The 19,715-nt window shown below is 41.0% G+C and carries 22 protein-coding genes; all 22 read right to left on the reverse strand.

Annotated features, from left to right (window positions below; genetic code table 11):
* Positions 1 to 85: 85 nt before the first annotated feature.
* The 22 genes from FGQ86_RS07245 to FGQ86_RS07345 all read right to left on the reverse strand — a co-directional run bounded on the left by FGQ86_RS07245 (position 86) and on the right by FGQ86_RS07345 (position 19,542).
* Positions 86 to 1,291, reverse strand: coding sequence for a glycosyltransferase (locus FGQ86_RS07245; RefSeq protein ID WP_138303326.1), 1,206 nt, complete (start codon positions 1,289 to 1,291; stop codon positions 86 to 88).
* Between the two features lie 12 nt (positions 1,292 to 1,303).
* On the reverse strand, positions 1,304 to 2,584 hold the full coding sequence (locus tag FGQ86_RS07250; RefSeq protein ID WP_138303327.1) for a glycosyltransferase: 1,281 nt from the start codon (positions 2,582 to 2,584) through the stop codon (positions 1,304 to 1,306).
* Positions 2,585 to 2,597: 13 nt separating this feature from the next.
* On the reverse strand, positions 2,598 to 3,827 hold the full coding sequence (locus FGQ86_RS07255) for a glycosyltransferase (RefSeq protein ID WP_138303328.1): 1,230 nt from the start codon (positions 3,825 to 3,827) through the stop codon (positions 2,598 to 2,600).
* Positions 3,814 to 4,437 (reverse strand): DUF1919 domain-containing protein, encoded by a 624-nt coding sequence (locus FGQ86_RS07260; protein ID WP_138303329.1) that lies wholly within the window; start codon positions 4,435 to 4,437, stop codon positions 3,814 to 3,816. The genes FGQ86_RS07255 and FGQ86_RS07260 overlap by 14 nt, the downstream gene beginning before the upstream one ends.
* Before the next feature lie 629 nt (positions 4,438 to 5,066).
* Entirely contained in the window at positions 5,067 to 5,432 is a 366-nt protein-coding gene (locus FGQ86_RS07265; RefSeq protein WP_138303330.1) for an acyltransferase family protein, read from the reverse strand.
* Entirely contained in the window at positions 5,433 to 6,332 is a 900-nt protein-coding gene (locus FGQ86_RS07270; protein WP_138303331.1) for an NAD(P)-dependent oxidoreductase, read from the reverse strand.
* Positions 6,329 to 7,162, reverse strand: a complete 834-nt coding sequence (locus FGQ86_RS07275) for an aldolase/citrate lyase family protein (protein WP_138303332.1) — start codon at positions 7,160 to 7,162, stop codon at positions 6,329 to 6,331. The genes FGQ86_RS07270 and FGQ86_RS07275 overlap by 4 nt, the downstream gene beginning before the upstream one ends.
* A gap of 21 nt (positions 7,163 to 7,183) precedes the next feature.
* Positions 7,184 to 7,798 (reverse strand): sugar transferase, encoded by a 615-nt coding sequence (locus FGQ86_RS07280; RefSeq protein ID WP_243127188.1) that lies wholly within the window; start codon positions 7,796 to 7,798, stop codon positions 7,184 to 7,186.
* Between the two features lie 101 nt (positions 7,799 to 7,899).
* Positions 7,900 to 8,406 (reverse strand): antiterminator LoaP, encoded by a 507-nt coding sequence (loaP, locus tag FGQ86_RS07285; RefSeq protein WP_138303333.1) that lies wholly within the window; start codon positions 8,404 to 8,406, stop codon positions 7,900 to 7,902.
* A gap of 201 nt (positions 8,407 to 8,607) precedes the next feature.
* Positions 8,608 to 10,521, reverse strand: coding sequence for a nucleoside-diphosphate sugar epimerase/dehydratase (locus FGQ86_RS07290; protein WP_138303334.1), 1,914 nt, complete (start codon positions 10,519 to 10,521; stop codon positions 8,608 to 8,610).
* An 88-nt stretch (positions 10,522 to 10,609) separates the two neighbouring features.
* Entirely contained in the window at positions 10,610 to 10,804 is a 195-nt protein-coding gene (locus tag FGQ86_RS07295; protein WP_033126238.1) for a hypothetical protein, read from the reverse strand.
* A gap of 267 nt (positions 10,805 to 11,071) precedes the next feature.
* Positions 11,072 to 11,209, reverse strand: a complete 138-nt coding sequence (locus FGQ86_RS16675; protein WP_347562489.1) for a tyrosine-type recombinase/integrase — start codon at positions 11,207 to 11,209, stop codon at positions 11,072 to 11,074.
* A gap of 137 nt (positions 11,210 to 11,346) precedes the next feature.
* Positions 11,347 to 11,598 carry a site-specific integrase gene (locus tag FGQ86_RS16680; protein WP_347562490.1) on the reverse strand — a complete coding sequence of 84 codons (252 nt, stop codon included), beginning with the start codon at positions 11,596 to 11,598 and terminating at the stop codon, positions 11,347 to 11,349.
* A 552-nt stretch (positions 11,599 to 12,150) separates the two neighbouring features.
* The gene (locus FGQ86_RS16220; protein ID WP_171031523.1) at positions 12,151 to 12,981 is read right to left on the reverse strand and encodes a hypothetical protein; all 831 of its coding nucleotides are present in this window, start codon (positions 12,979 to 12,981) and stop codon (positions 12,151 to 12,153) included.
* Between the two features lie 464 nt (positions 12,982 to 13,445).
* On the reverse strand, positions 13,446 to 14,294 hold the full coding sequence (locus FGQ86_RS07310; RefSeq protein ID WP_138303335.1) for a KilA-N domain-containing protein: 849 nt from the start codon (positions 14,292 to 14,294) through the stop codon (positions 13,446 to 13,448).
* A gap of 68 nt (positions 14,295 to 14,362) precedes the next feature.
* Complete coding sequence (locus tag FGQ86_RS07315) at positions 14,363 to 14,674, reverse strand: hypothetical protein (protein ID WP_242842848.1); 312 nt, start codon at positions 14,672 to 14,674, stop codon at positions 14,363 to 14,365.
* Positions 14,675 to 14,814: 140 nt separating this feature from the next.
* On the reverse strand, positions 14,815 to 15,834 hold the full coding sequence (locus FGQ86_RS07320) for a virulence RhuM family protein (RefSeq protein ID WP_138303336.1): 1,020 nt from the start codon (positions 15,832 to 15,834) through the stop codon (positions 14,815 to 14,817).
* A 277-nt stretch (positions 15,835 to 16,111) separates the two neighbouring features.
* Positions 16,112 to 17,833 carry a recombinase family protein gene (locus FGQ86_RS07325; protein ID WP_138303337.1) on the reverse strand — a complete coding sequence of 574 codons (1,722 nt, stop codon included), beginning with the start codon at positions 17,831 to 17,833 and terminating at the stop codon, positions 16,112 to 16,114.
* The gene (locus tag FGQ86_RS07330; protein WP_347562491.1) at positions 17,820 to 18,170 is read right to left on the reverse strand and encodes an XRE family transcriptional regulator; all 351 of its coding nucleotides are present in this window, start codon (positions 18,168 to 18,170) and stop codon (positions 17,820 to 17,822) included. The genes FGQ86_RS07325 and FGQ86_RS07330 overlap by 14 nt, the downstream gene beginning before the upstream one ends.
* Positions 18,154 to 18,351, reverse strand: coding sequence for a hypothetical protein (locus tag FGQ86_RS07335; protein WP_138303338.1), 198 nt, complete (start codon positions 18,349 to 18,351; stop codon positions 18,154 to 18,156). The genes FGQ86_RS07330 and FGQ86_RS07335 overlap by 17 nt, the downstream gene beginning before the upstream one ends.
* Entirely contained in the window at positions 18,335 to 19,321 is a 987-nt protein-coding gene (gene mobV, locus FGQ86_RS07340; RefSeq protein WP_087151979.1) for a MobV family relaxase, read from the reverse strand. The genes FGQ86_RS07335 and mobV overlap by 17 nt, the downstream gene beginning before the upstream one ends.
* Positions 19,322 to 19,323: 2 nt before the next feature.
* Positions 19,324 to 19,542: a hypothetical protein gene (locus FGQ86_RS07345; RefSeq protein WP_015534241.1), complete on the reverse strand. Its 219-nt coding sequence runs from the start codon at positions 19,540 to 19,542 to the stop codon at positions 19,324 to 19,326.
* Between the last annotated feature and the right edge of the window lie 173 nt (positions 19,543 to 19,715).

Here is a 19,715-nt window from a genome sequence, read left to right on the forward strand (position 1 = left end):
CCTATTTGTTGTACCCTTTTTTATCTGTTTTCATTGAAATCTTTTTTTATCACCTCTTGACATATCACCAAATTGCTAATTCCAACTATTGTAGACAATATAAATCAAAATACTTTTTACACATAACATTTTTATCATATTTATTTGCTGCGATTTGAGAAATATCATCTGAAATATCTGTTTCTAGCCACTTAAGCAATGTATTTTTCAACATCTTCACATCTCCATATTCCACAAATTCTGTATACTGTGATATAGCAATCTGTTCTGGTGCTCCTGCCTTAAATCCAATTACTGGCGTTCCACAACATAAACTTTCTGCTGTAACCATTGAAAAGGTTTCCCTTTTACTGGTTAAAAGTGTGACATCCGCCATAGAATACATCCGTGCAAGTTTACTCTGGTCTTTAATTTCTCCAAGAAATATTATATTATCTTCTGCTCGAAGTTCTTTCTCATATTTGCCTATAACAACAAATTTAATAGGATACTTTCTTAAGTCTTCTGCTAACTTCAGTACATAACTCCCGCCTTTAATATGTTCTTTATCATTTGAAAAAAAAGAAGTCACATGTAAGACTATTTTTTCTCTTCTCAAACCATATTTTCTCTTTAATATATCAGCATCATAATGTTTAAATATATTCCGAGTATCTAGTCCATTTAATATAACATAATGCCTTTTATCAGAAAGCATCGGCGATTGTTTTGCACGCTTCTCAAGCCACGGAGAAACAGACACTATCGCCAATTGCTCAAATCCCTCATACGCTTCTTTTAAATTTGTCCATGATTCATGTGTTCTATCTAAAAATATACTTTTAGTTGCCTGTCTTAAACGCTCACAATTTCCACATCCAGTTTTCCATTTGTCACACCCTAATGCATATCCGCAATTGGCAGTGTACATAAATTCCGCATGTAGAGTAATAACCGTTGGTATTTTGCTTATATTTAACCAATGCATAATCTTGTATATATTAATAAAATTTCCGTTTATGCACTGTATATGAACTATGTCTGGTTTTTCATTCTCAATTATTTGTATTGCTCTCTCTGTTGAAAGGTGACACCCTCCATACATATACCCAGAAATTCTTGAAAAAACAGCATTAACTTTTCCATATAAATTATTGCATATCCTTATAGCATTTTCATTTCCTTGAGATATCCCGCGCCCAAATAAGACTTTAGATTTCTCGCCATGTTCTATTAAGTACGTATGAATATCTGCTGCGATTTTTCCTGTACTACCTTCATTATAAACACTATTTATTTGAATTACTTTCATCACATATACTCCCTACGTAGTTCTCTGAATAGCTTCTTCCAAATACTGACGCAAAATTTGTCTATTTTTTTCAGCGTTATGATTCTTAGCAGCCACTTCTCTTGCATTTTCTATAATTTGTTGCTGCAATAAGTCATTCCGAATAATATATGATAATTTTTCAGCCAACCTTCCTCTTTCTGTAATGACATAGGCTGCCTTATTTTTTTTCAAATAAGAAATGGATGCGACACTGTCGGGGCCATATGCAATTAAACAAGGACCATATGTCAATATCTCAGAAATTTTAGTCGAAATGGAATATCTGACTCGATCACAAAATTTACGATCAAATGACTCTGTATGAATAGTTAAAATACTGCGTTCATATACAGTCAGCACTGCCTTCGCAGATAGCCCACCATGAAACCGTATTCCATTTTCTTTTATCATTAACTTTGTAATTTCCGGTCTGTTTTCATTAGAGTAAACATCTATATAATGCGGGATACCATCTTCTTTATTTGCCAAAAGGGCTCTGCCTATCTCACATAATTGTTCAGCTCTCCCTAACGCTATATTACCCACATAAGTTATCTGATCTTTCTCTTTTGTATAATTCATTTTTTTATCACTGGTCGAAGAATATAGTGTAAAACACGGAATTTGAAACAATTCGCCATAGCTTTCGCTCATACTTTCACATATTGTCTGAATAAAAGCAACTCTTTTCATTGTTTGAAATACCATTTTCATAAAATGCTTTTTCCATAGTTGCCCCATTATATTTCCCCCAAAGGCTTCCTGTACAAAAAAGTCATCCATACACGATACAACTATAGGAATATCCATCTCTTTAGATATTTTATAAGCCACATCATACAAAAAACCATAATCCCCAGGAACAAGGTAAATTACATCAGGATCTGTATCTTGTAACCATGAAATTAATTTCTTGTTATGCCAATGAGCTAGTTTCCAAACACATTCTCTGATAATATATGTATAAAGCCTTCTTTTCCGTGCGTACGTATACACATTAGAAAGTACATAAGATTCTTTTGCTTCTTGTACTTCGCCAATTTGTTCTTGTTGGTAGACAGTGCCATATTGCTTAAACAATAAAATAGACCTCAAGGCATCAACATCTGAGAATGAATAATAACTTGTGCATATCTTAAATTGTGGTACTCCAGAATGAATATATAATTGAAATAGTTCATCAGATTTCCAATCTGAAAACTGCCCTAACAATGTTCTCCCCATATTAGTGTTAACATTGATTACCGAATGACTTATAATTAAAATTTTCACAAAAAATCCCCTCTTATCTTGTACACAATCGGTCTAATGCATCTACAATAATAGGATACGTGGACTGTCTATTAAACTTCTCATTTGCTAGTATCTGTTCACCCTTTTTCATTTTATCCCTTAAGTGAGCATTCTCATATAATTTTTCAATTGCCTCGGAAACTTCATTAATATTCCCTGCCCTACAATTAATACCTGCATTATATCGATCCAGTAACATTTTATATTCTTCACATTTTTGTGTATTAATGACTGGTATTTGTGCCACAGCATAGTCTGATACTTTGTTAATAATGGATGCAACTGACTTTCCCACAATAGGATTTATGGCAATATCTGATTTTGAAAGCATCGCCATCATCAACCCATACTCTACTTGTCCATGAAAAATCGCATTTATATCCAAATCCGCTGCCTTTTTTTTAAATTTCTCCATCAAAACCCCGGTTCCCATAATGTGAAATACTATATTCTTAATCCCTCTTTCTTTAAGCCGCGCAATTGCCTTGATAATTAAATTAATATCATAGCTGTGTCCTAGAGCCCCAACATAGGTAATCCAGAATTCTTTCTGTGGCTTTTCTATCTTATATTCTCCCATTTTCCGCTTTGCAAACTCAATATCTGTTCCTATGTAAACTCCTATTCCCTGTTGACACTTCGAGTTAACTGACATAGCTCTTTTTACATATGTATCAGAAACAGCAATAATTTGGTCTGCTCTACAATATATTCTATTTGCTTGTTTCTTCATTGGATAAAACAAAATATTAGATATAACCGGAATGTCAATAGCCATTTTAAACGCCTCCGGCCATAAATCTTGAATATCTATTGCCAATGGAATGCTGGACGATACAGCAAACCTGGACACGTAATCAGCAACATCCAACGAAGGAACTACCTGATATATTAAATCTGGCTGTCTCCTTTTTTTTAAATATTCAACAACATTCTTAGCAAAAATTTTCGCACTATATAACCTCTTAAGCGAAATATTTTTTTTGTAATCCGGTTCTTCTATAAGAGTAACTTTGAACGGTTCTTCACATATGCAGTCCTCTTTCTCTCTTTGTTGCTTAGTACGATGATAAAATGATGACGTAACTAACTCAAGAGAAAATCGTTGATCGTTTGCAATCATTTCTGCCAATGTACGATATCTACTGCTTTCTTTTTCACTAGGAAAATGATAGTAATGTGTTATTAAGACAATATCTTTCTTCTTATTATTTTTTTTCATTGTTTAGCCATCCCACACAATCAAAATATTTTTCAAACATTCTTGTTCCCCAGATATTTTTATATCTTAAAATATCTCCAACTTCTGTTTCACCTTCAAAATCTGGTATATACACAAATTCTTCATATGGGATATCAGATTTACTTGTAAAACATACTTTACGAAACGGTAACTGATGAAATTTGTCAATATCTTTCATCTTTACTTGCGCATCAGTTGCCATCAATACAATTTCTTCAGTGCTTGAAAAAAAGCGACGACATCGGCGCTCCCATTGTTCTTTCAATTCTCCAAAGTTTTTATAATGCATGCCATGTATAATATAATCGTCAATCTTTGCTATAGGATATTCATTTTTACTGTCATAACATAAAAATTCTATGGGTTTTAATAATGTCTCCTCTAATTCCTCACAAAAATCCACAAACTTTGGAATTATCATATTAATGGTAGGTGATAAAAATTGTAGGCCTAAATCGTGATATAAAATACCCCCAACACACATTGACGAAATAATTCTCGCATTTTTAATCCGTAATTTTTTTCTCATGGAATATGTAAATGGTTTTCGCCATATTTCTTTAACTAACTCTTTCCCTCTTTTTGTCATTGTAAAACCTTCCTGTTTAAAATTATAAATTTGGCAATGTACCAATACTTATTGTTTTATAGTCTTTTCTTCAGGCATATAAATTTACATATATAATGTAGGCTATATCCAACTAGTAAAATCGCCGCAGTCAATAACAACCAATTCACAGGGAAGAATCCAAACGGTCTAATCATATCAATCAAAACATATTGAACTAAATATATTTCCAAAGTAACTAAAGATAAAAAATTAATAATTTTCTTTATACATACTGGCATTCTCTCCAACTTCTCATCAATTCCTGCAAAAAACCTGAATATAAATAACAGAAGTATATATATAGTAATCTGATTGAGTATCTGGAAAGGTGCCATACCAGGAATACGGGAAAATATCAATTTAGTAGCAAAATATACTATAAATGAAATGACCATTCCACTTATATAGCGTATTCTAAAAACATTTCTTATTTTTAAATCATTTTGTCTAAACCATGCCCTCAACAGCATACTCTCCATAAACAGAAATCTGATCATCGGTTCACGCACTATATCAATATGGTAATAAGAATAATCATATACTGTTAGATATATAATCATATAAACAACTGCAATTCCAAACATTATGTTGATAAGATTATTTTTCAGCTATTTAACCTTCATGCAAAAATAAAATGGAATATAAAGCATAATAATAGATGCAGCAAAATGATAATATGTGGAATATACAAACCACCATATAATTGAATGGTCTGATAAACTGTAAGCACCAATCAACCTATAAATTGCAGTTATTATGATCACTGCTGGATATATACGGGTCAATCGCCTTATATACCACTGAGGAAAAGTTGTTTTCACATTATATAGATAGTATCCAGAAACAGCAAAAAACAAAACGTCACCTATTAGCCCTCCGTTTGCGATTAGTTCTATTGGATAAATACCTGTATAATGAGCATTTGTAATTAAGCATGCAACTAATGCTCTTAAAACCGCAATAAAGGAAATCATTTACTCACCTAAATTTTTTAAAATTACTCTTTGCATTCTCTCTCTGTTATTTTCTCCGACAAAGCTGTTATGAGGTGTAATAAGTACATTCTCCATACTCCATAGCGGACTTCCTTGATCAAGCGGTTCCTCTTCAAATACATCCAGTACCGCACCTCCCAACTTTGGCATAGCATCAACAAGAGCACCCGTATCAACAAGAGCACCTCTTGCGATATTTACTAAAATCGATCCAGGCTTCATCCTCGCCAATCTATCCTTATTAATCAAATACTTCGTATCTTTTGTTAGAGGCAACGTCAGCACTACAATATCACTTTTTTGCAAAGCAAAATCCACTTGCTCTAATCCTAATATTTGTTGATAATGTCTACTTTCCTCACTAAATTTATCAACACCTATAATATGGCATCCAAAGCCTTCAAAACGTTTTGCACACTCTGTCCCGACACTTCCGCAACCTATGATACACACAGTTTTTTCTAATAATTCCATAAGATCTCGATGTTTTTCCCATCTGTGATTTTTTTGATTTTCATAGAAGAATCTACTATGTTTATAGAAAAAAAGCACAGCCGAAATAGTAAATTCTGCCATTGGTATGCTGTAAACTCCCCGTGCATTATGTATTTCAATCTTTTGTTTTTTCACATATTCCATAGGTACTCTATCAAATCCGGCGCTTGTTAATTGGATGTACCTCAAATTTTTGAAATCGAAAATATCATTATATAAAAACAATCCATTACAGATTGTTCCCTCTATCATCTCTGGTAAAATATTCTGTTCGCGCAGAGGTACTCTTTCATCTTTCACATAAATCAAGTCATGTCCCATTTCCTGCAGTTCTCTTTTTTGTTTTTCATCCCAGGAAATCGCTCCCGTAATTAATAATCTCATAACGTGTCTCCCAAAATCGCTTGGACTCCTCGTTGTACTTGCATAGTATTTTTCTTAAAAAAATCACTGTGAATGGCCACAGCATTTTCGTATTCCCTAATTTCCCGTACACCTTTCAAAAAGGTTTCACTGATTTTCCCCATATGCTTAACCTTACTTGTATTGCAGAAGCTCCTGGATAAAATGACACTGGTAGAGCCAAGTCGATAATGCTCTGCTATGATATTTTCAGCAGGGAGCATTCCTTTTCCGAGCGCTGCTATTCCGCCAAACCCATATGGTATCCCTTTTTCTCTGAATTTATTGCATAGCTTTTCTACTGTTCCATCTGCCAGCAATTCAAACATAAATTTTTTTCCATATCCAAGGCTCAGATCATTTAATCCGATAAATATCTCATCTATATTTAGTTCTATAATTTTATCTATAACTTCTACCGCTTCCGGTGTCTCTACTAGAGGCATTGTTTTCACTCTTCCATTTACCAGCTCTACGAACTTTTTAACTTCATCTAATGTCTTAAAATACGGAAGCATTAGGATCTGAGCTCCATTTTCAATTGCTGCGTCGATCTCTTCTTCTGACGAAATATACTCATCTGTCGCTTCATGAATTGGATTTATACGTACCAGCAATTCTGCTGTTTCTATGGCTTCGGCAATAGTTTTCACATCCTCCAGTGTATGATGGGACTGCACAGTATCCATCCCGCCTTGCCTCTTACTTTTCCCTATATACTCCATATCCACGAAAATCCTGTCTACACCAGCCGTTTCCGCAATCTGTGCAATCTCAGGCTGATTTGTTATGTACATTAATTTTAAAGGCATATCTTTTTCTTCCTTTGCTTTTTATTTCTGTATGGTCTCTCCGACATTCTCATTGTCTGCATTTGTAAGTACCTTAAATATCGTCATAAAAAATATTTTCATATCCAACAGAAAAGAAATATGCTCCGCATACCAGACGTTTAGCTCAATCCTCTTATGCCACTCCACTGTTTTTCTCCCGTGTACCTGCGCCCAGCCAGTAATGCCAGGGCGGACATTAAACATTTTTTTCTGCTCTTCTGTGTACTCATCCCATGTCCATGGATGGTACGTCAAAGGGCTTCGGAAGCCGATAAGCGACATGTCTCCTTTTAAGATATTCACCAGCTGAGGAAGCTCATCAATACTTGTTGCCCGTATCAATTTTCCCACCTTGGTTACACGCGGGTCTTTATTATCCGAATATACGCCGCTTTTCTCAGCTCCCACACGCATACTGCGGAATTTATACATCTTGTAAACCTTCCCTTTATATCCGATTCTGTCCTGCTTAAAAATGACTGGCCCTTTTGACTCGATCTTGATAGCAATTGCAACCACTCCCATTGGAATCGCTGCAACGATCAATCCCAGTAAAGCAAGAGTAAAATCTATTCCTCTTTTAACTACATTTGAGTAAAACATCTTTTTCCCCACAAAAATAAGAGCCCTTAAAGGCTCTCATTTCTCTTTCCTTTTCCTGTTTCTTTTATATCTAGTTATCTTCCTTTTACACTCGCCGGCATTTCGGCTCTGCCCTACGTCTTCGCCACAATCTCCAGCCCCACCTGCACCTTCTGCAGCCTGCCGAACATCTCAATCTCCAGCCAGGCCTTGCGCTTGTGCCGGTCGATCCTCCGGATGTAGCCCTCCTTGCCCTTGAGGGGGCCGGAGTAGACGTGCACCTTGGAATTCTCTATGATCCCCTCGGACATGGCGACCATCTGCTCCTCGCCGCCGAACTCCAGGAGGAAGTGCTTCTCCTGGTCTGTCAGGGGAACAATCTCCCGGCCGGTGCCGATCAGCTTTGTGAGGCCGATGACAGTTCGCAAAGACTCATAGAGCTGATCCAGTTTGTCTGTAACCACAAAAACATACCCGGGAAACAGGACCTTCTTCTGTGTGATCCATGTACCCCGGATATGTTTTCTCTCTTCATAGTAAGGGACGAAGCATCTCTCCAGCACGCCGGCGGGTATATTGCTCTGGCACTGGATGCGGATACTCTCTTCGGTGCCTGTGCGCACCTGCATGACGTACCACATAGTCTGGTATTTCTCCTTGTTTAATTATCCCTTGCCTTATGATCATTTATGATATTTCCTGTTCAACAGGTAAAAAAGAGTAGGCTCCGCCATTTCTGCCCCGAAAAAAGGCAGAAGCTGCGGAGACACTATATCATCCAACGAAGCCAGACGCGGCAAGGCGACGATCTGACTTCCTTTGGAATCCTGAAAATATCTAAACTATGAAGCCTGCTGTGGTTCCTGTTCTCCCAGGTCGGAGGGCTTTGGGTGATAGGTTGGCACGATCTCTGCCACCAGCTCTTTGATATGGCCGTTTTCTATCTTGCTCTCCCGGTCCAGCCTCTTGAGCTGTACCTCAAACCACTCATCATCCATCTCTATGGGCTTTCCAATGTGGATCAGCTCATTTTCTGTATCCTGCAGCCCTTCCTCGTCCATGAGCAGCTCCTCAAAGAGCTTCTCACCGGGACGCAGGCCGGTGTACTCGATCATGATGTCCACATCCGGCTCGTAGCCTGACAGGCGGATCAGATTTCGCGCCATGTCGTCAATCCGGACAGGAGCCCCCATGTCCAGTACAAATATCTCACCGCCCTTTGCGTAGTAGGACGCCTGGAGCACCAGTGAGACCGCCTCAGGAATGGTCATAAAGTAGCGGATGATATTTTTATCAGTAACGGTAACCGGTCCGCCCGCCGCGATCTGTTTCTTAAAGAGCGGGATGACGCTTCCGTTGCTTCCCAGTACGTTTCCGAACCGGACTGCCACGAAATCTGTGCCCGGGCATTTCCGATTCATCATCTGCACCACCATCTCACAGAGGCGCTTGGACGCTCCCATGATGTTGGTGGGGTTGACAGCCTTGTCAGTAGAGATGAGGACAAATTTTCTTACCCCCGCCCTGGCTGCTGCCTTTGCTGTCTTATAGGTGCCAAGGACATTGTTCTTGATGGCCTCGTTGGGGCTGTCCTCCATCAACGGTACATGCTTGTGTGCCGCCGCGTGGAACACCACATCGGGTTTATATTTATCCATCACCCAGCCGATCCGGTTGGTATTTCTGACAGAGCCGATGAGCACTACCAGATCCAGCTTGTCCCCGTATTTCCGGATCAGCTCCTGCTGTATCTCATAGGCATTATTTTCATATATATCAAAGATGATCAGCCTCCTGGGCTGTGCCTGCGCAATCTGCCGGCAAAGTTCTGACCCAATAGAGCCTCCACCACCTGTTACTAGTACGTTCAAACCTTTAATAGCGGCAAAGATCTCTTCGTTATTGACCCGAACCTGGGCGCGGCCCAGCAGATCTGTGATCTCTACATTGCGCAGCGTGCTGACGCTGACCTCGCCGTTGATCAGCTGATAGACGCCAGGCACTGTCTGCATCCGGCATTTTGTCTCCTTGCAGATGTTCAGGATATCCTTGCGGTTTTTGCCTGTTGTTGCGGGAATGGCGTAGATAATGCGGTTGATGTTATATTTTTCCGCCATCTCCACAATATCGTACCGGTTTCCCACGATGGGAATCCCCTCCAGCGACCGGCCCAGCTTGTTGGGGTTATCGTCAATGACACAGCACACCTGCACATGGGTCTTCTCAGAGCTCAGCAGCTCCTTGATCAGAACCTGACCTGCGCTTCCGGCTCCGATGATCATAACCCGGTCATGAATCTTGTCCGCGTTTGCCGCATTGTCCTCCCGGATCGCGTACATCCGCAGAATCCGGTAGGAGAAGCGCACCCCTGTCGTCAGACAGAAGCTGATGATATATCCCATGAAATAGTAGGATCTGGGCATGCGAAGCCCCATAAAGATCATGCCCGCCACATAGACCACCAGCAATATGACATAGGCTGCCAGTATCCTTCTGAACTCTGCCACACTGGCCAGGCTCCAGATACTGTGGTACAGTCGGCAGCCGTAAAACACGACCAGCGTTGCGGCGACCCAGAAGGGCATGGACCACAGATAGCCCTGGATATACTCCGGCGGGATGCTGGAGAGCACAAAATCAAACCGCAGCAAAAGCGCTCCCAGATAGGACGCCAGTATGATCGCCACATCCGCGGCGGCCAGGATCAGCGCTTTATGTATCCATTTTAATTGTTTTCCCTGTTTTTCTTCACTCATTTCCCTGTTCCTTTTATTCTGTATCAGACACGCCGTGCTACGTGAAAAAAACTGATCTGTCTCATCCTGCAGCCAGTCAGTTCTCATTCTAGTTCACAATGTGTCGTTTGAAAAAAATAATCAATCCGGCTGCCAGAGCAATCACCGCGGCGATCACCGCCCGGAGCGGATCTACTGTCTCTGTCACAACAGTCCCTGCCCCAATATACATGACAATGCCTGCGCTGCACAGCACTAAACAGCAGAGCACCAGCATTTTCAAAGCAGTTCCAGCATGTTTCATAATCGTCTTCTCCTTTTTTACCCTTTAGAGACTGTTTCTATTATAATGGGTTACCTCATTTTTTTCAATCCCCCGCCAAAACATCCCATTTTTTTGTACAATTTCATTGTTTTTCCAACTGTAGGAGACGATTTTTTTATGCGATTGTGCAGGCGGCATTATGTTATTGATATTTTTTATCTGTTTCCAAATGATGAGACTTCACCTGAGTTTTACGGTTATTTTACCGTACTGCCAGTGTCTCCACTTATCAGAGATAAACCGTACTCAGCGGATACTCATTTTATTTCTCGGATGCCTCTCCTTCAAAAGCTCCGCCTGCTTTTTGGACGCCACGTGAATATAGATCTGCGTCGTCTTAATGGAGCTGTGTCCCAGCAGCTTTTGGATATAGGCAATATCCACATTCTCCTCCAGCAGATAGGTAGCCACTGAATGTCAGAACATGTGCGGCATGATATTTCCCGGCAAATGGGCCTTTTCCTGATAGCTGTGAAGCATATTTCTTATAGACTGCTCGGACATGGCCCTGCCCCTCCGGTTCACAAAGAAATGGCTGCTGCTGGCAATCGCACTTTGATCTTCTCAAAGGGATTTCTTTCAATCCGCTCTTCCTCTTCAAGGTAACTGAAGAAGGCCTTCATACTGGCTATTTTCCGCTTAACGGTCTTTTTCCCGAACTGCTTGTGAAGGTGCGTTACGTATTTCTCCAGGTTCTGCCGGGTACATTCACGCCCGTCCAGATACTCTGCCATCTGCCGCAGGTCGATCCGGTACGCTTTCAGCGTCTTCACATCCAACTCCTTCCGGTATCTGCAAAATTCAAGGTAATCTCTGAGTGCCGTCGTAAGATTCAGCTCTTTTCCTCCTTGTTGTTTGGTATAAGGGTAGTGTAACACAAGGAGGGGGAGAGGGGCGGGATGGGAGGATAATATATCATTTAATCCCACACCACAATCTTACATTTTTGTGGATGTGAAACCAAGAAAGCACATTCTGTATAAAGTATTTTTGTATATTTTATTCGTAATGTACCTTCTCTTACAAACTATCCATAAGCTAAATTTTTACCAACACTCAATCAGCTCACCATCAATTTTTCTTCCACGTAAACTATTTTCAAAATAAAAAGCAAGGAAAAAACTGCCAGAAATATAATGCTTTATATATACTAGCACACATCCCAAGCAGTTTCCATAAACATTTTGTCATTGATTGAATTTTGTTCTCCGGGAACCGGCGGTCTTTGTGGTCCTCATCTCTTCCTCACCTCATACTGCTGCCTCACCCTCTTATCCACAATGTGAAAGAGAAACAGGCCCAAATTATATTCGCCGAGAGCTCGCTTAACTTCTTTTGCGATAGATTTCCTCTATTTTTATCCTCTTCCTCCTCCAAAACTCGTCTGCCAGGTTCATGTACCTTATGACATCTCTACATCCTGCTATTGGCAGGGCTCCTTGCCTTATTATTTCATCAACAAATTCTTTACTGTCAATAAAATATATTTTTTCGCAATAGTCATATATATCGCGAAAACCATGCAAATACTTTTCTAAGAATTCCCGGTTTCTGCCCGCCGAGCAAACTACCTCATCTGGACTCCCCTCAAAATACTGGTTCAGCTTATGAATAAACACATCAGGCCGATCAAAAGGGGCTTTGCCCTTGACCTTCTGCATATTTCCCAATGCCTGCATCAGCGAAAAATTAATGAGGGTATGATGCTTTGCCCTGCACTTTTCTAGTCTGTCCAGTGCATACGCGTCACCGCCTATGATTTCTTTAAACAGTTTATACTTCTTTTCATTAAAATTGAAGTCACATTCTCCCCCGTATCTATAGGCCGGCTCTATGTAGGTCACACCTTCTTTTTCAATCCTTACTGTGTCATCTTTTAAAGCAAACAAACGATTGTAATCCCTGCTGTCAGGCGATGGCAGATCAATATAATTAAGCCAAATGTTTCTTTCGCCACAAAAGCATCTATTTAAATCACCGAATTCACTGTATCTGATATAAAAGGACAGATGGCTAAAATCATATCCTTCGATTCTGCCTTCATAAATTGTGCGATAATGTGTCCACACCAATGGAGAACTGTCCGGATCAAACCTTATGATTTCGTTCCTCCAAACGCACATTTCTCCTACTGTAATATTTTTGAAACAACTCATGTTTGACGTCCTCCGATTTTTCCCTTTGTCCGTTTTCGAAAACAGGTCAAAGACCAGCGTTCGTAAATACTTAATGAAGAACACCGCTGTCGTTCTGGTGTTGCCCTCGCCAAACACATGGATCTGCCACAGTCTGGATACGAATCCAGCAAGATGGCGGATGATTTCATCCTCTGTAGGTGCCGTTTTCTCCTTGTCCGTCTCTTTTATATTCGTCGCTTTTATTCCGGCTCTCAATAACAGGACTGCATACTGGGTTATGTAGATCAATCACCGCGCAAGGAATAGATTTATTCTCTCCGAAATCCACGAACTCTTCAGTTTCCGGATCATAGTACCAATTGGTCGGATTCTGCCAGCTTTATGATCATAAGCTACTCTTTATACTTTTCTGGGAGTACAATCTCATGACCTTTCACCTCTCCACTATCTTTACTAATACACAAATAGCCAAAACTTTCTTCTTACATTTCAACTTCCAAATTCGGTAAATTATTCAAGCTCATCGTTTCCAACGTCTGTAACTGCTGTACTGCCAACTGCCGCAACAATTCCATCCACTCTTTCTGGTTCTTTTCTTGACTAATTAAAACCGCATTATAGCTTTCCAGATTTGAAAGTACCAGTAATTGATTCAGCGTTGCTACATCCCGCATATTCCCCTTAACATTCGGATTTTCTTCTTTCCATTGCTTTGCGGTCTTTCCAAACAAAACAACATTCAACAGATCCGCTTCATTAGCATAGGTATACGCTACCTGTGCGGGTGTTAATTCTGGCGGTAGCAAATTATCCTTAATCGCGTCAGTATGTATCTTGTAATTCAACTTAGAAATCTCTCTGTTCAAATTCCAATTCAGAGATAGCCGACTATTCTCATCAGTCTTTAATCTCCTGTAATCTTTCATGATATATAACTGGAATTCAGGCGAAATCCAGGTTGCAAAAGACATAGCAATATCGCTATGGGCATATGTTCCGCCATAACGTCCTGCTTTTGAGACAATACCGATAGCATTCATCTGCGTAATCCACTTTGTCGGTGTCATAACAAAACGGTTTAATCCAGCCTCATTTTTAACCGCCTCGAATTGCACACGGTTAAAATCTGGATTATGCAATTCTTCCCAAACGCCTAAAAACTCAATCGTATTTCTATTTCGCATCCAGTTTTGAATCACAAATCGCGGGTCGTCCTCATTTCGATATTTTGCAATATCCGTTAATGAAATAAATTCATTTTCAAAATTTGTAGTATAGATTCCTATGTCAATACCTTTTGCATGGATAGTCTCCTTAACAATTTTCGCCATAAGCATCCTCCTCTCCCCAGCATAAACTGAGGCAACATATCTTTTAGAACATACATCCTCCGCCTAATTCATAAATCGTTTTCCAATTCACCTTCATCTTCCCACATTTCCCAATATGCTTCAATATAATCCCTAATACAACTGGGATATACATCCAAATACTTTCTACATACCCTTTTGTACAATCTCAACATTTTTTCATCACACGCAAAGTCCAGTAAATAATCTAACAAATGTGACAATTCATCTTCTGACACGGTTCTGCTGCACACATCTTCAACCAACGGCAAATAAACCTCATAGGCTTTCTGATGTAATGGGACTATCTGCTCTGTAATCGCATCTGACGATATCTTATCATCACCTTCTCCAAATTCCACCTTTACATTACACTGTCTGGGGATTTGCAGGATAAAAGCGACGCCGTCTCCACATGTTCTTCGTTGTCCAAACTAATATTTACACTATTTTCCCAAAAACCTCTTCAACTCTGCTATTTACATGGAAGTATCCTGTTCTATTAATTATTATCTTTTTTCTTCACTATGCTTTGAATATTTTTAATGCTTTCCAAATATTCCTCTTCAACTGGCGACAAATTCTGTGTCTGATATTTTCTATACTCTTCTGTCGCCTTCTCAATTGCCTGCGCATGGCTGATTGTACCTGCACCCTGCAGCACCTTTTCCCCTGTAGTCTTCAAAACATTATCAAGATGCTCCACATAATCTGACATATACATAGGATGATGACGCATAGCCTGTATTTCCGCAAAATCAAAATATCCTGATACAATATTATTCAATATTTTTAATTCTTCATCATTAAGGTAATTCTTTGCAATGCCTATATCCTTTAAAGCAGGAAAGTCACCAGGAAAACTCTTTAATCCCATGAAAGGCTGACTCGCATCCGCACGCTCGTATATAACCTCTGCTGCTGTATGTCCGTGTGCTGCATAATGCAATTTGTTCTGCACCATTTTAAAAAAGGCAATAGATTCACTGCTCTTGGGATCATAGTCAACACTCGTTGCATAAAGGTCAAGAACCTGCCGGTACATAACCTTTTCAGACGAACGTATATCCCGTATGCGGTCTAACAGCTCTTTCCAGTAGTTACCTCCGCCCAGATTTTTCAACCGCTCATCATCCATTGTAAAGCCTTTGATCATGTACTCTTTTAATCGTTCGGTAGCCCACCGGCGGAAATTTGTAGCAATCTTGGATCTCACTCTATATCCAAGAGAAATAATCATATCAAGATTATAATGTGTTGTATTATATTTTTTCCCATCAGTAGCAGTTGTTCGGAGTTTCCGAACAACTGAATTTTCTTCCAGTTCTCCCTCTTCAAAAATGTGTTTGATATGCTCGCTGATATTGGATTTACTGGTTTTGTATAGTTCGCATAATTGTGCCTGTGTAAGCCAAACGGTCTCATCTTCAAACTTAACGTCAATTTTTGTGTGTCCATCTTCCGTCTGATATATGATAATTTCGCTCTCAACGTTTTTAGAAATATCTCTTTTATTCTCCACCTTTCACCTCTCCTAGTATCTTCTCTTTTATATACAATCAGCCCCCTATAAATCATAATATCGTTCTTCAATTTTTCACCAATATTAACTTCCGATTTATCGCTTCCTTCAAACATATCCCACGAATGATTGAATGCTATACTTACACCTTACCCTGCTTATCCAAACCTATTTCCGTATCATGTTCAATAGTAAAATGTTAGAATTCAATGAACTTTAGGTGCTGACCCAGCTAATAATTTGTTTTTCTTAACACCTATCTATGGTTAAGTATAGACTATATCATTAATTCATCCATCTCTAATTTCACATCAATATGTTTATAAGTTTTAAGTTTGGAAAGCAAACACACAACTTCGACCATTGTTTCATTTTCCAAGGGCAATTCTTTCACTTCTGTTCCATTCACCGGGACAGGGAAGTTGAAGATAATCTTCCTGATCCAGTTGCCATCCGGCTGCTTTTCCGGGAATAACTCAATCCGCTCAATAAACGCCCGCATGAACTCCTTCCGCTCCACTTCGGAGGCTGCTTCATAGACCTGATCGAATGCCAGCAACAGGCGGTAGATATTATCACCGGAAATTTTCTCCTGTCGGATACTCCGTATCTGGCTTTGCACATCGTCAATCTGGACTTCGATCTCATCTATTCTACCATATTGCTCGTCATAGCGGCGCTGCAAATCGGAAATTTTCCGGTCATAATACGGGTCATTCACATCCAAACCGTCCATCTGCCGTTCCAGTCGGGTCTTTGTGCCTAACGTCTGCCGAAGCTGCGCTTGCAACGCTTCCAGCTGTTTCTCTAAGTCGTTCGTATCGACAGCGGAGCCAATTTTCGCCTTGATTGCATCCGCAAACCGTGGGTCGCTGACCATAGCGGAGATAATTGACGCTACCATGCGGTTCATCTCTGTCTGTTCAATGTTCAGCCGGAAAGTGCACTCGTGGCCTGTTGGCGTTACCGTATTCTTGCAGTAATAGTAATAGCGGGTCTTTTTGTCCTTGCTGTGGGCTTTTGCAATATTCCCATATAGGCTTTTACCACAGCAGGGGCATTTCAGAATGCCGGACAGAATATGCGCATGGGTAGGATCGTTGACCTTCTCGCGCCGATAAGCATTGACTTTCCGTTTCTCCTGCGCGAGATTCCAATCTTCTTCAGAAATGATAGCCTCATGCTTTCCCTCGTACACGGGAAACTCCGACTGTTCAACCACGTGCATCTCATTCCGGGTACCAATCTTCTTCTCTGTCCGGCGTCTGCCATAGGCAATTTTCCCCATATATACCGGATTGTCAATGATACTTTTCACAAAGCTGGCGGAAAAACCGGGAATGGTGCCGTTCTGCCGCAGCTTCTTCACAAAGCCCTGCCGGTTCAGATATTTCGCCACACCGCTGACACCATCGTTGGTGTGAATATAGCGGCCAAAGATGGTGCGGATCACGTCCACTTCATCCTCAGCAATCAACAGTTCGCCCTTTTCAAGACGGTATCCATAAGGGGCAAAGCCGCCGTTCCATTTTCCTTCACGGGCTTTCTGCTCCCGTCCAGCCATCGTCTGTGTCCGAATATTCTCACGCTCTATCTCTGCCACCGCAGAAAGGACAGAAATCATCAGCTTGCCGGAATCCTTGGAACTGTCAATGCCATCTTCCACACAAATCAAATTGACACCGAAATCCTGCATCAGCTGCAAAGAATTCAGTACATCGGCAGCATTTCTTCCGAATCGAGACAGTTTGAACACCAGCACATATTCCACGCCATCTTTGCAGTCCTGAATGTCTTGCAGCATCCGCTGAAATTCGTGTCTGCCCTGAATATTCTTGCCGGAAAAGCCTTCGTCAGAATATTCGCCAGCCACTACCATATCTTCGTATTCAGCGTATTTTCGCAGCTTATCACGCTGAGCATCCAGACTGTATCCGTCTACCTGCATGGAAGTAGATACCCGTGTATAAAGATAGCATTTTGTTTTAGTTTTCTTCATACGGGTCGCCCCTTTCTTCCATCTCTGAACATTCATCCGTTACTTTCTTCTTCGCCAGACCTTCATTCTGAATGTAGTACTCCAACAAACGGAGCACATATTCCGGTGCATGGCGGTTATCCAGTTCCCACTCTGTCACAGTCCGATAGGGAATCTGAAAATATTTACAAAATTCCTTGCGGTTCATGCCTGTACTTTCCCGCAATTCTTTTATTTTGGTTTTGCAGTCCATTTCTTTTACCCCATAAAGCAAAAATACACGTTGCGTATTTATTATAGCATACGCCAAACAAATACGCAACGTGTAAATCAAATTTATATCAAGCGGCTTTGTCAAATTCCTGATACACCGAAACGGGTTGCTTTCCCGATATCACAGAACGTGTGCAGCCAGCATTCGCAGTCTCCTGCATCTGCCCCAATAGCTGCGGACCATACTTCTGCAACAGCCGCGACATCACATCAACACAGCGGTCAAACGCCGCATTATATTTCGGATCATCATAAACTTTGCTCAATAGGCCGCTCCTTTCCTCTATGGCTGCTCTGCGCATAGATGTTCAAAACTTCTGCCGGTATCTGTTCCAAAATCGCCACGGCACTGTCATAGTCGCGCCGCAGCTTGAGGTCTTCGATCTGCTTTAGGGTGCTGACTTTCTGCGCCGATGCAAGAGATTCTTCCAGTTCGGCATTTTTCGTTTTCAACCTTTTGTTTTCGGATGCTGTTTTCGTGAAGGCTACGCCATATTTCCGCAGCAGCGTGTCCATCTTCTCCACGCTGGGAATATAGGTATCCAGAATCTTACAGATTTCCTCCGCCCGGCTTTTTGCATTAAATGGAGTAATGCCAGTGAGCAGTTGCCCCAGTTTTTCCTTCTGTTTGGTCAGTCGGGTCATCTCCTTGAACACGCGGGGCGGAATGTGGTCGCGCCCGGTCAGGCTGGCGCTTTCGCCGCGCTCCAAATCCGGGAATTTCTTGACCATGTGTTTCCAGAACTCATCCTGCCACCAGGTCAGCTTCTTTTTGTTACCCATAATGTCTTTGGCGCTGAGCCTGCCATCTTCCGTAAGCGGGACAAAACAAAGGTGCATATGGGGCGTTTTCTCGTCCATATGCACCACGGCAGATATAATTGTCTCTTTGGATTGATGCTGTTCCAGAAAGTGCAGAGCTTCCTCGAAAAATGTCCGAATCTCAGCCCGCTTCTTCCCCTTGAAGAACTCCGGGCTGGCAGTAAACAGCGTCTCGATCATACGGATACTGTCCTTCCGGGTACGGCATCCGGCGGCAGAAATCTGCCGTTCCGATTCCGTCCGGTACTTGCCGGGCGGTTTGACAAGATGGAAGTTGTACTTGCTTCGGCTGGTATCCACATCGGGATTGCTGGCGTACTTTTCCTTTGTGCGCTCGTTATGGGCCTCGATATTGCCGATTTCAGGCCCCTTGTATTTTGCAAATCGCATAATCGCATATTGTGCTTTTTCCATGCTCAATCCCTCCGTTTCTGCCAGACAATGTCATAGCCCAGCACATCAGCCAGCTCCACGGCCTCCCGATACCGCAGTGATTCCCGCTGCAATTTCCCGGAAAGATTGGATACGCTGTCGCTCCAACCATATTCATCGTGCAGCTGGTCAACGACTTCCTGCATGGTGTAACCGGCGCGGATGATCTGCGCCTTGATTTCGTTTCGAATACTTGATTTCATGGTAATCCTCCAATTTTGCAAGTGACGCCCTTTGTCACTTGATAACTAAAACATGATTTTCTGTTGCGTCATAAAAAGAACCGGCTACGCTGGGGAGCACACTGGCTTTGGTCAATGGTGAAATTTGTGCAAATGCTGTTTTGCGATAGAAATGGCTTCCTGCGTATCGTTGG

It is taken from the genome of Clostridium sp. BSD2780061688st1 H5, assembly GCF_005845155.1.
Taxonomy (GTDB): domain Bacteria; phylum Bacillota; class Clostridia; order Lachnospirales; family Lachnospiraceae; genus Claveliimonas; species Claveliimonas intestinigallinarum.

Excerpts from the sequence above, each read along its gene's own strand:
- FGQ86_RS07245 (WP_138303326.1), bottom strand. The coding sequence starts at position 1,291 with ATGAAAGTAATTCAAATAAATAGTGTTTATAATGAAGGTAGTACAGGA.
- FGQ86_RS07255 (WP_138303328.1), bottom strand. The coding sequence starts at position 3,827 with ATGAAAAAAAATAATAAGAAGAAAGATATTGTCTTAATAACACATTAC.
- FGQ86_RS07260 (WP_138303329.1), bottom strand. The coding sequence starts at position 4,437 with ATGACAAAAAGAGGGAAAGAGTTAGTTAAAGAAATATGGCGAAAACCA.
- FGQ86_RS07265 (WP_138303330.1), bottom strand. The coding sequence starts at position 5,432 with ATGATTTCCTTTATTGCGGTTTTAAGAGCATTAGTTGCATGCTTAATT.
- FGQ86_RS07270 (WP_138303331.1), bottom strand. The coding sequence starts at position 6,332 with ATGAGATTATTAATTACGGGAGCGATTTCCTGGGATGAAAAACAAAAA.
- FGQ86_RS07275 (WP_138303332.1), bottom strand. The coding sequence starts at position 7,162 with ATGCCTTTAAAATTAATGTACATAACAAATCAGCCTGAGATTGCACAG.
- loaP (WP_138303333.1), bottom strand. The coding sequence starts at position 8,406 with ATGTGGTACGTCATGCAGGTGCGCACAGGCACCGAAGAGAGTATCCGC.
- FGQ86_RS07290 (WP_138303334.1), bottom strand. The coding sequence starts at position 10,521 with ATGAGTGAAGAAAAACAGGGAAAACAATTAAAATGGATACATAAAGCG.
- FGQ86_RS07295 (WP_033126238.1), bottom strand. The coding sequence starts at position 10,804 with ATGAAACATGCTGGAACTGCTTTGAAAATGCTGGTGCTCTGCTGTTTA.
- FGQ86_RS16220 (WP_171031523.1), bottom strand. The coding sequence starts at position 12,981 with ATGAGTTGTTTCAAAAATATTACAGTAGGAGAAATGTGCGTTTGGAGG.
- FGQ86_RS07310 (WP_138303335.1), bottom strand. The coding sequence starts at position 14,294 with ATGGCGAAAATTGTTAAGGAGACTATCCATGCAAAAGGTATTGACATA.
- FGQ86_RS07325 (WP_138303337.1), bottom strand. The coding sequence starts at position 17,833 with ATGAAGAAAACTAAAACAAAATGCTATCTTTATACACGGGTATCTACT.
- mobV (WP_087151979.1), bottom strand. The coding sequence starts at position 19,321 with ATGGAAAAAGCACAATATGCGATTATGCGATTTGCAAAATACAAGGGG.
- FGQ86_RS07345 (WP_015534241.1), bottom strand. The coding sequence starts at position 19,542 with ATGAAATCAAGTATTCGAAACGAAATCAAGGCGCAGATCATCCGCGCC.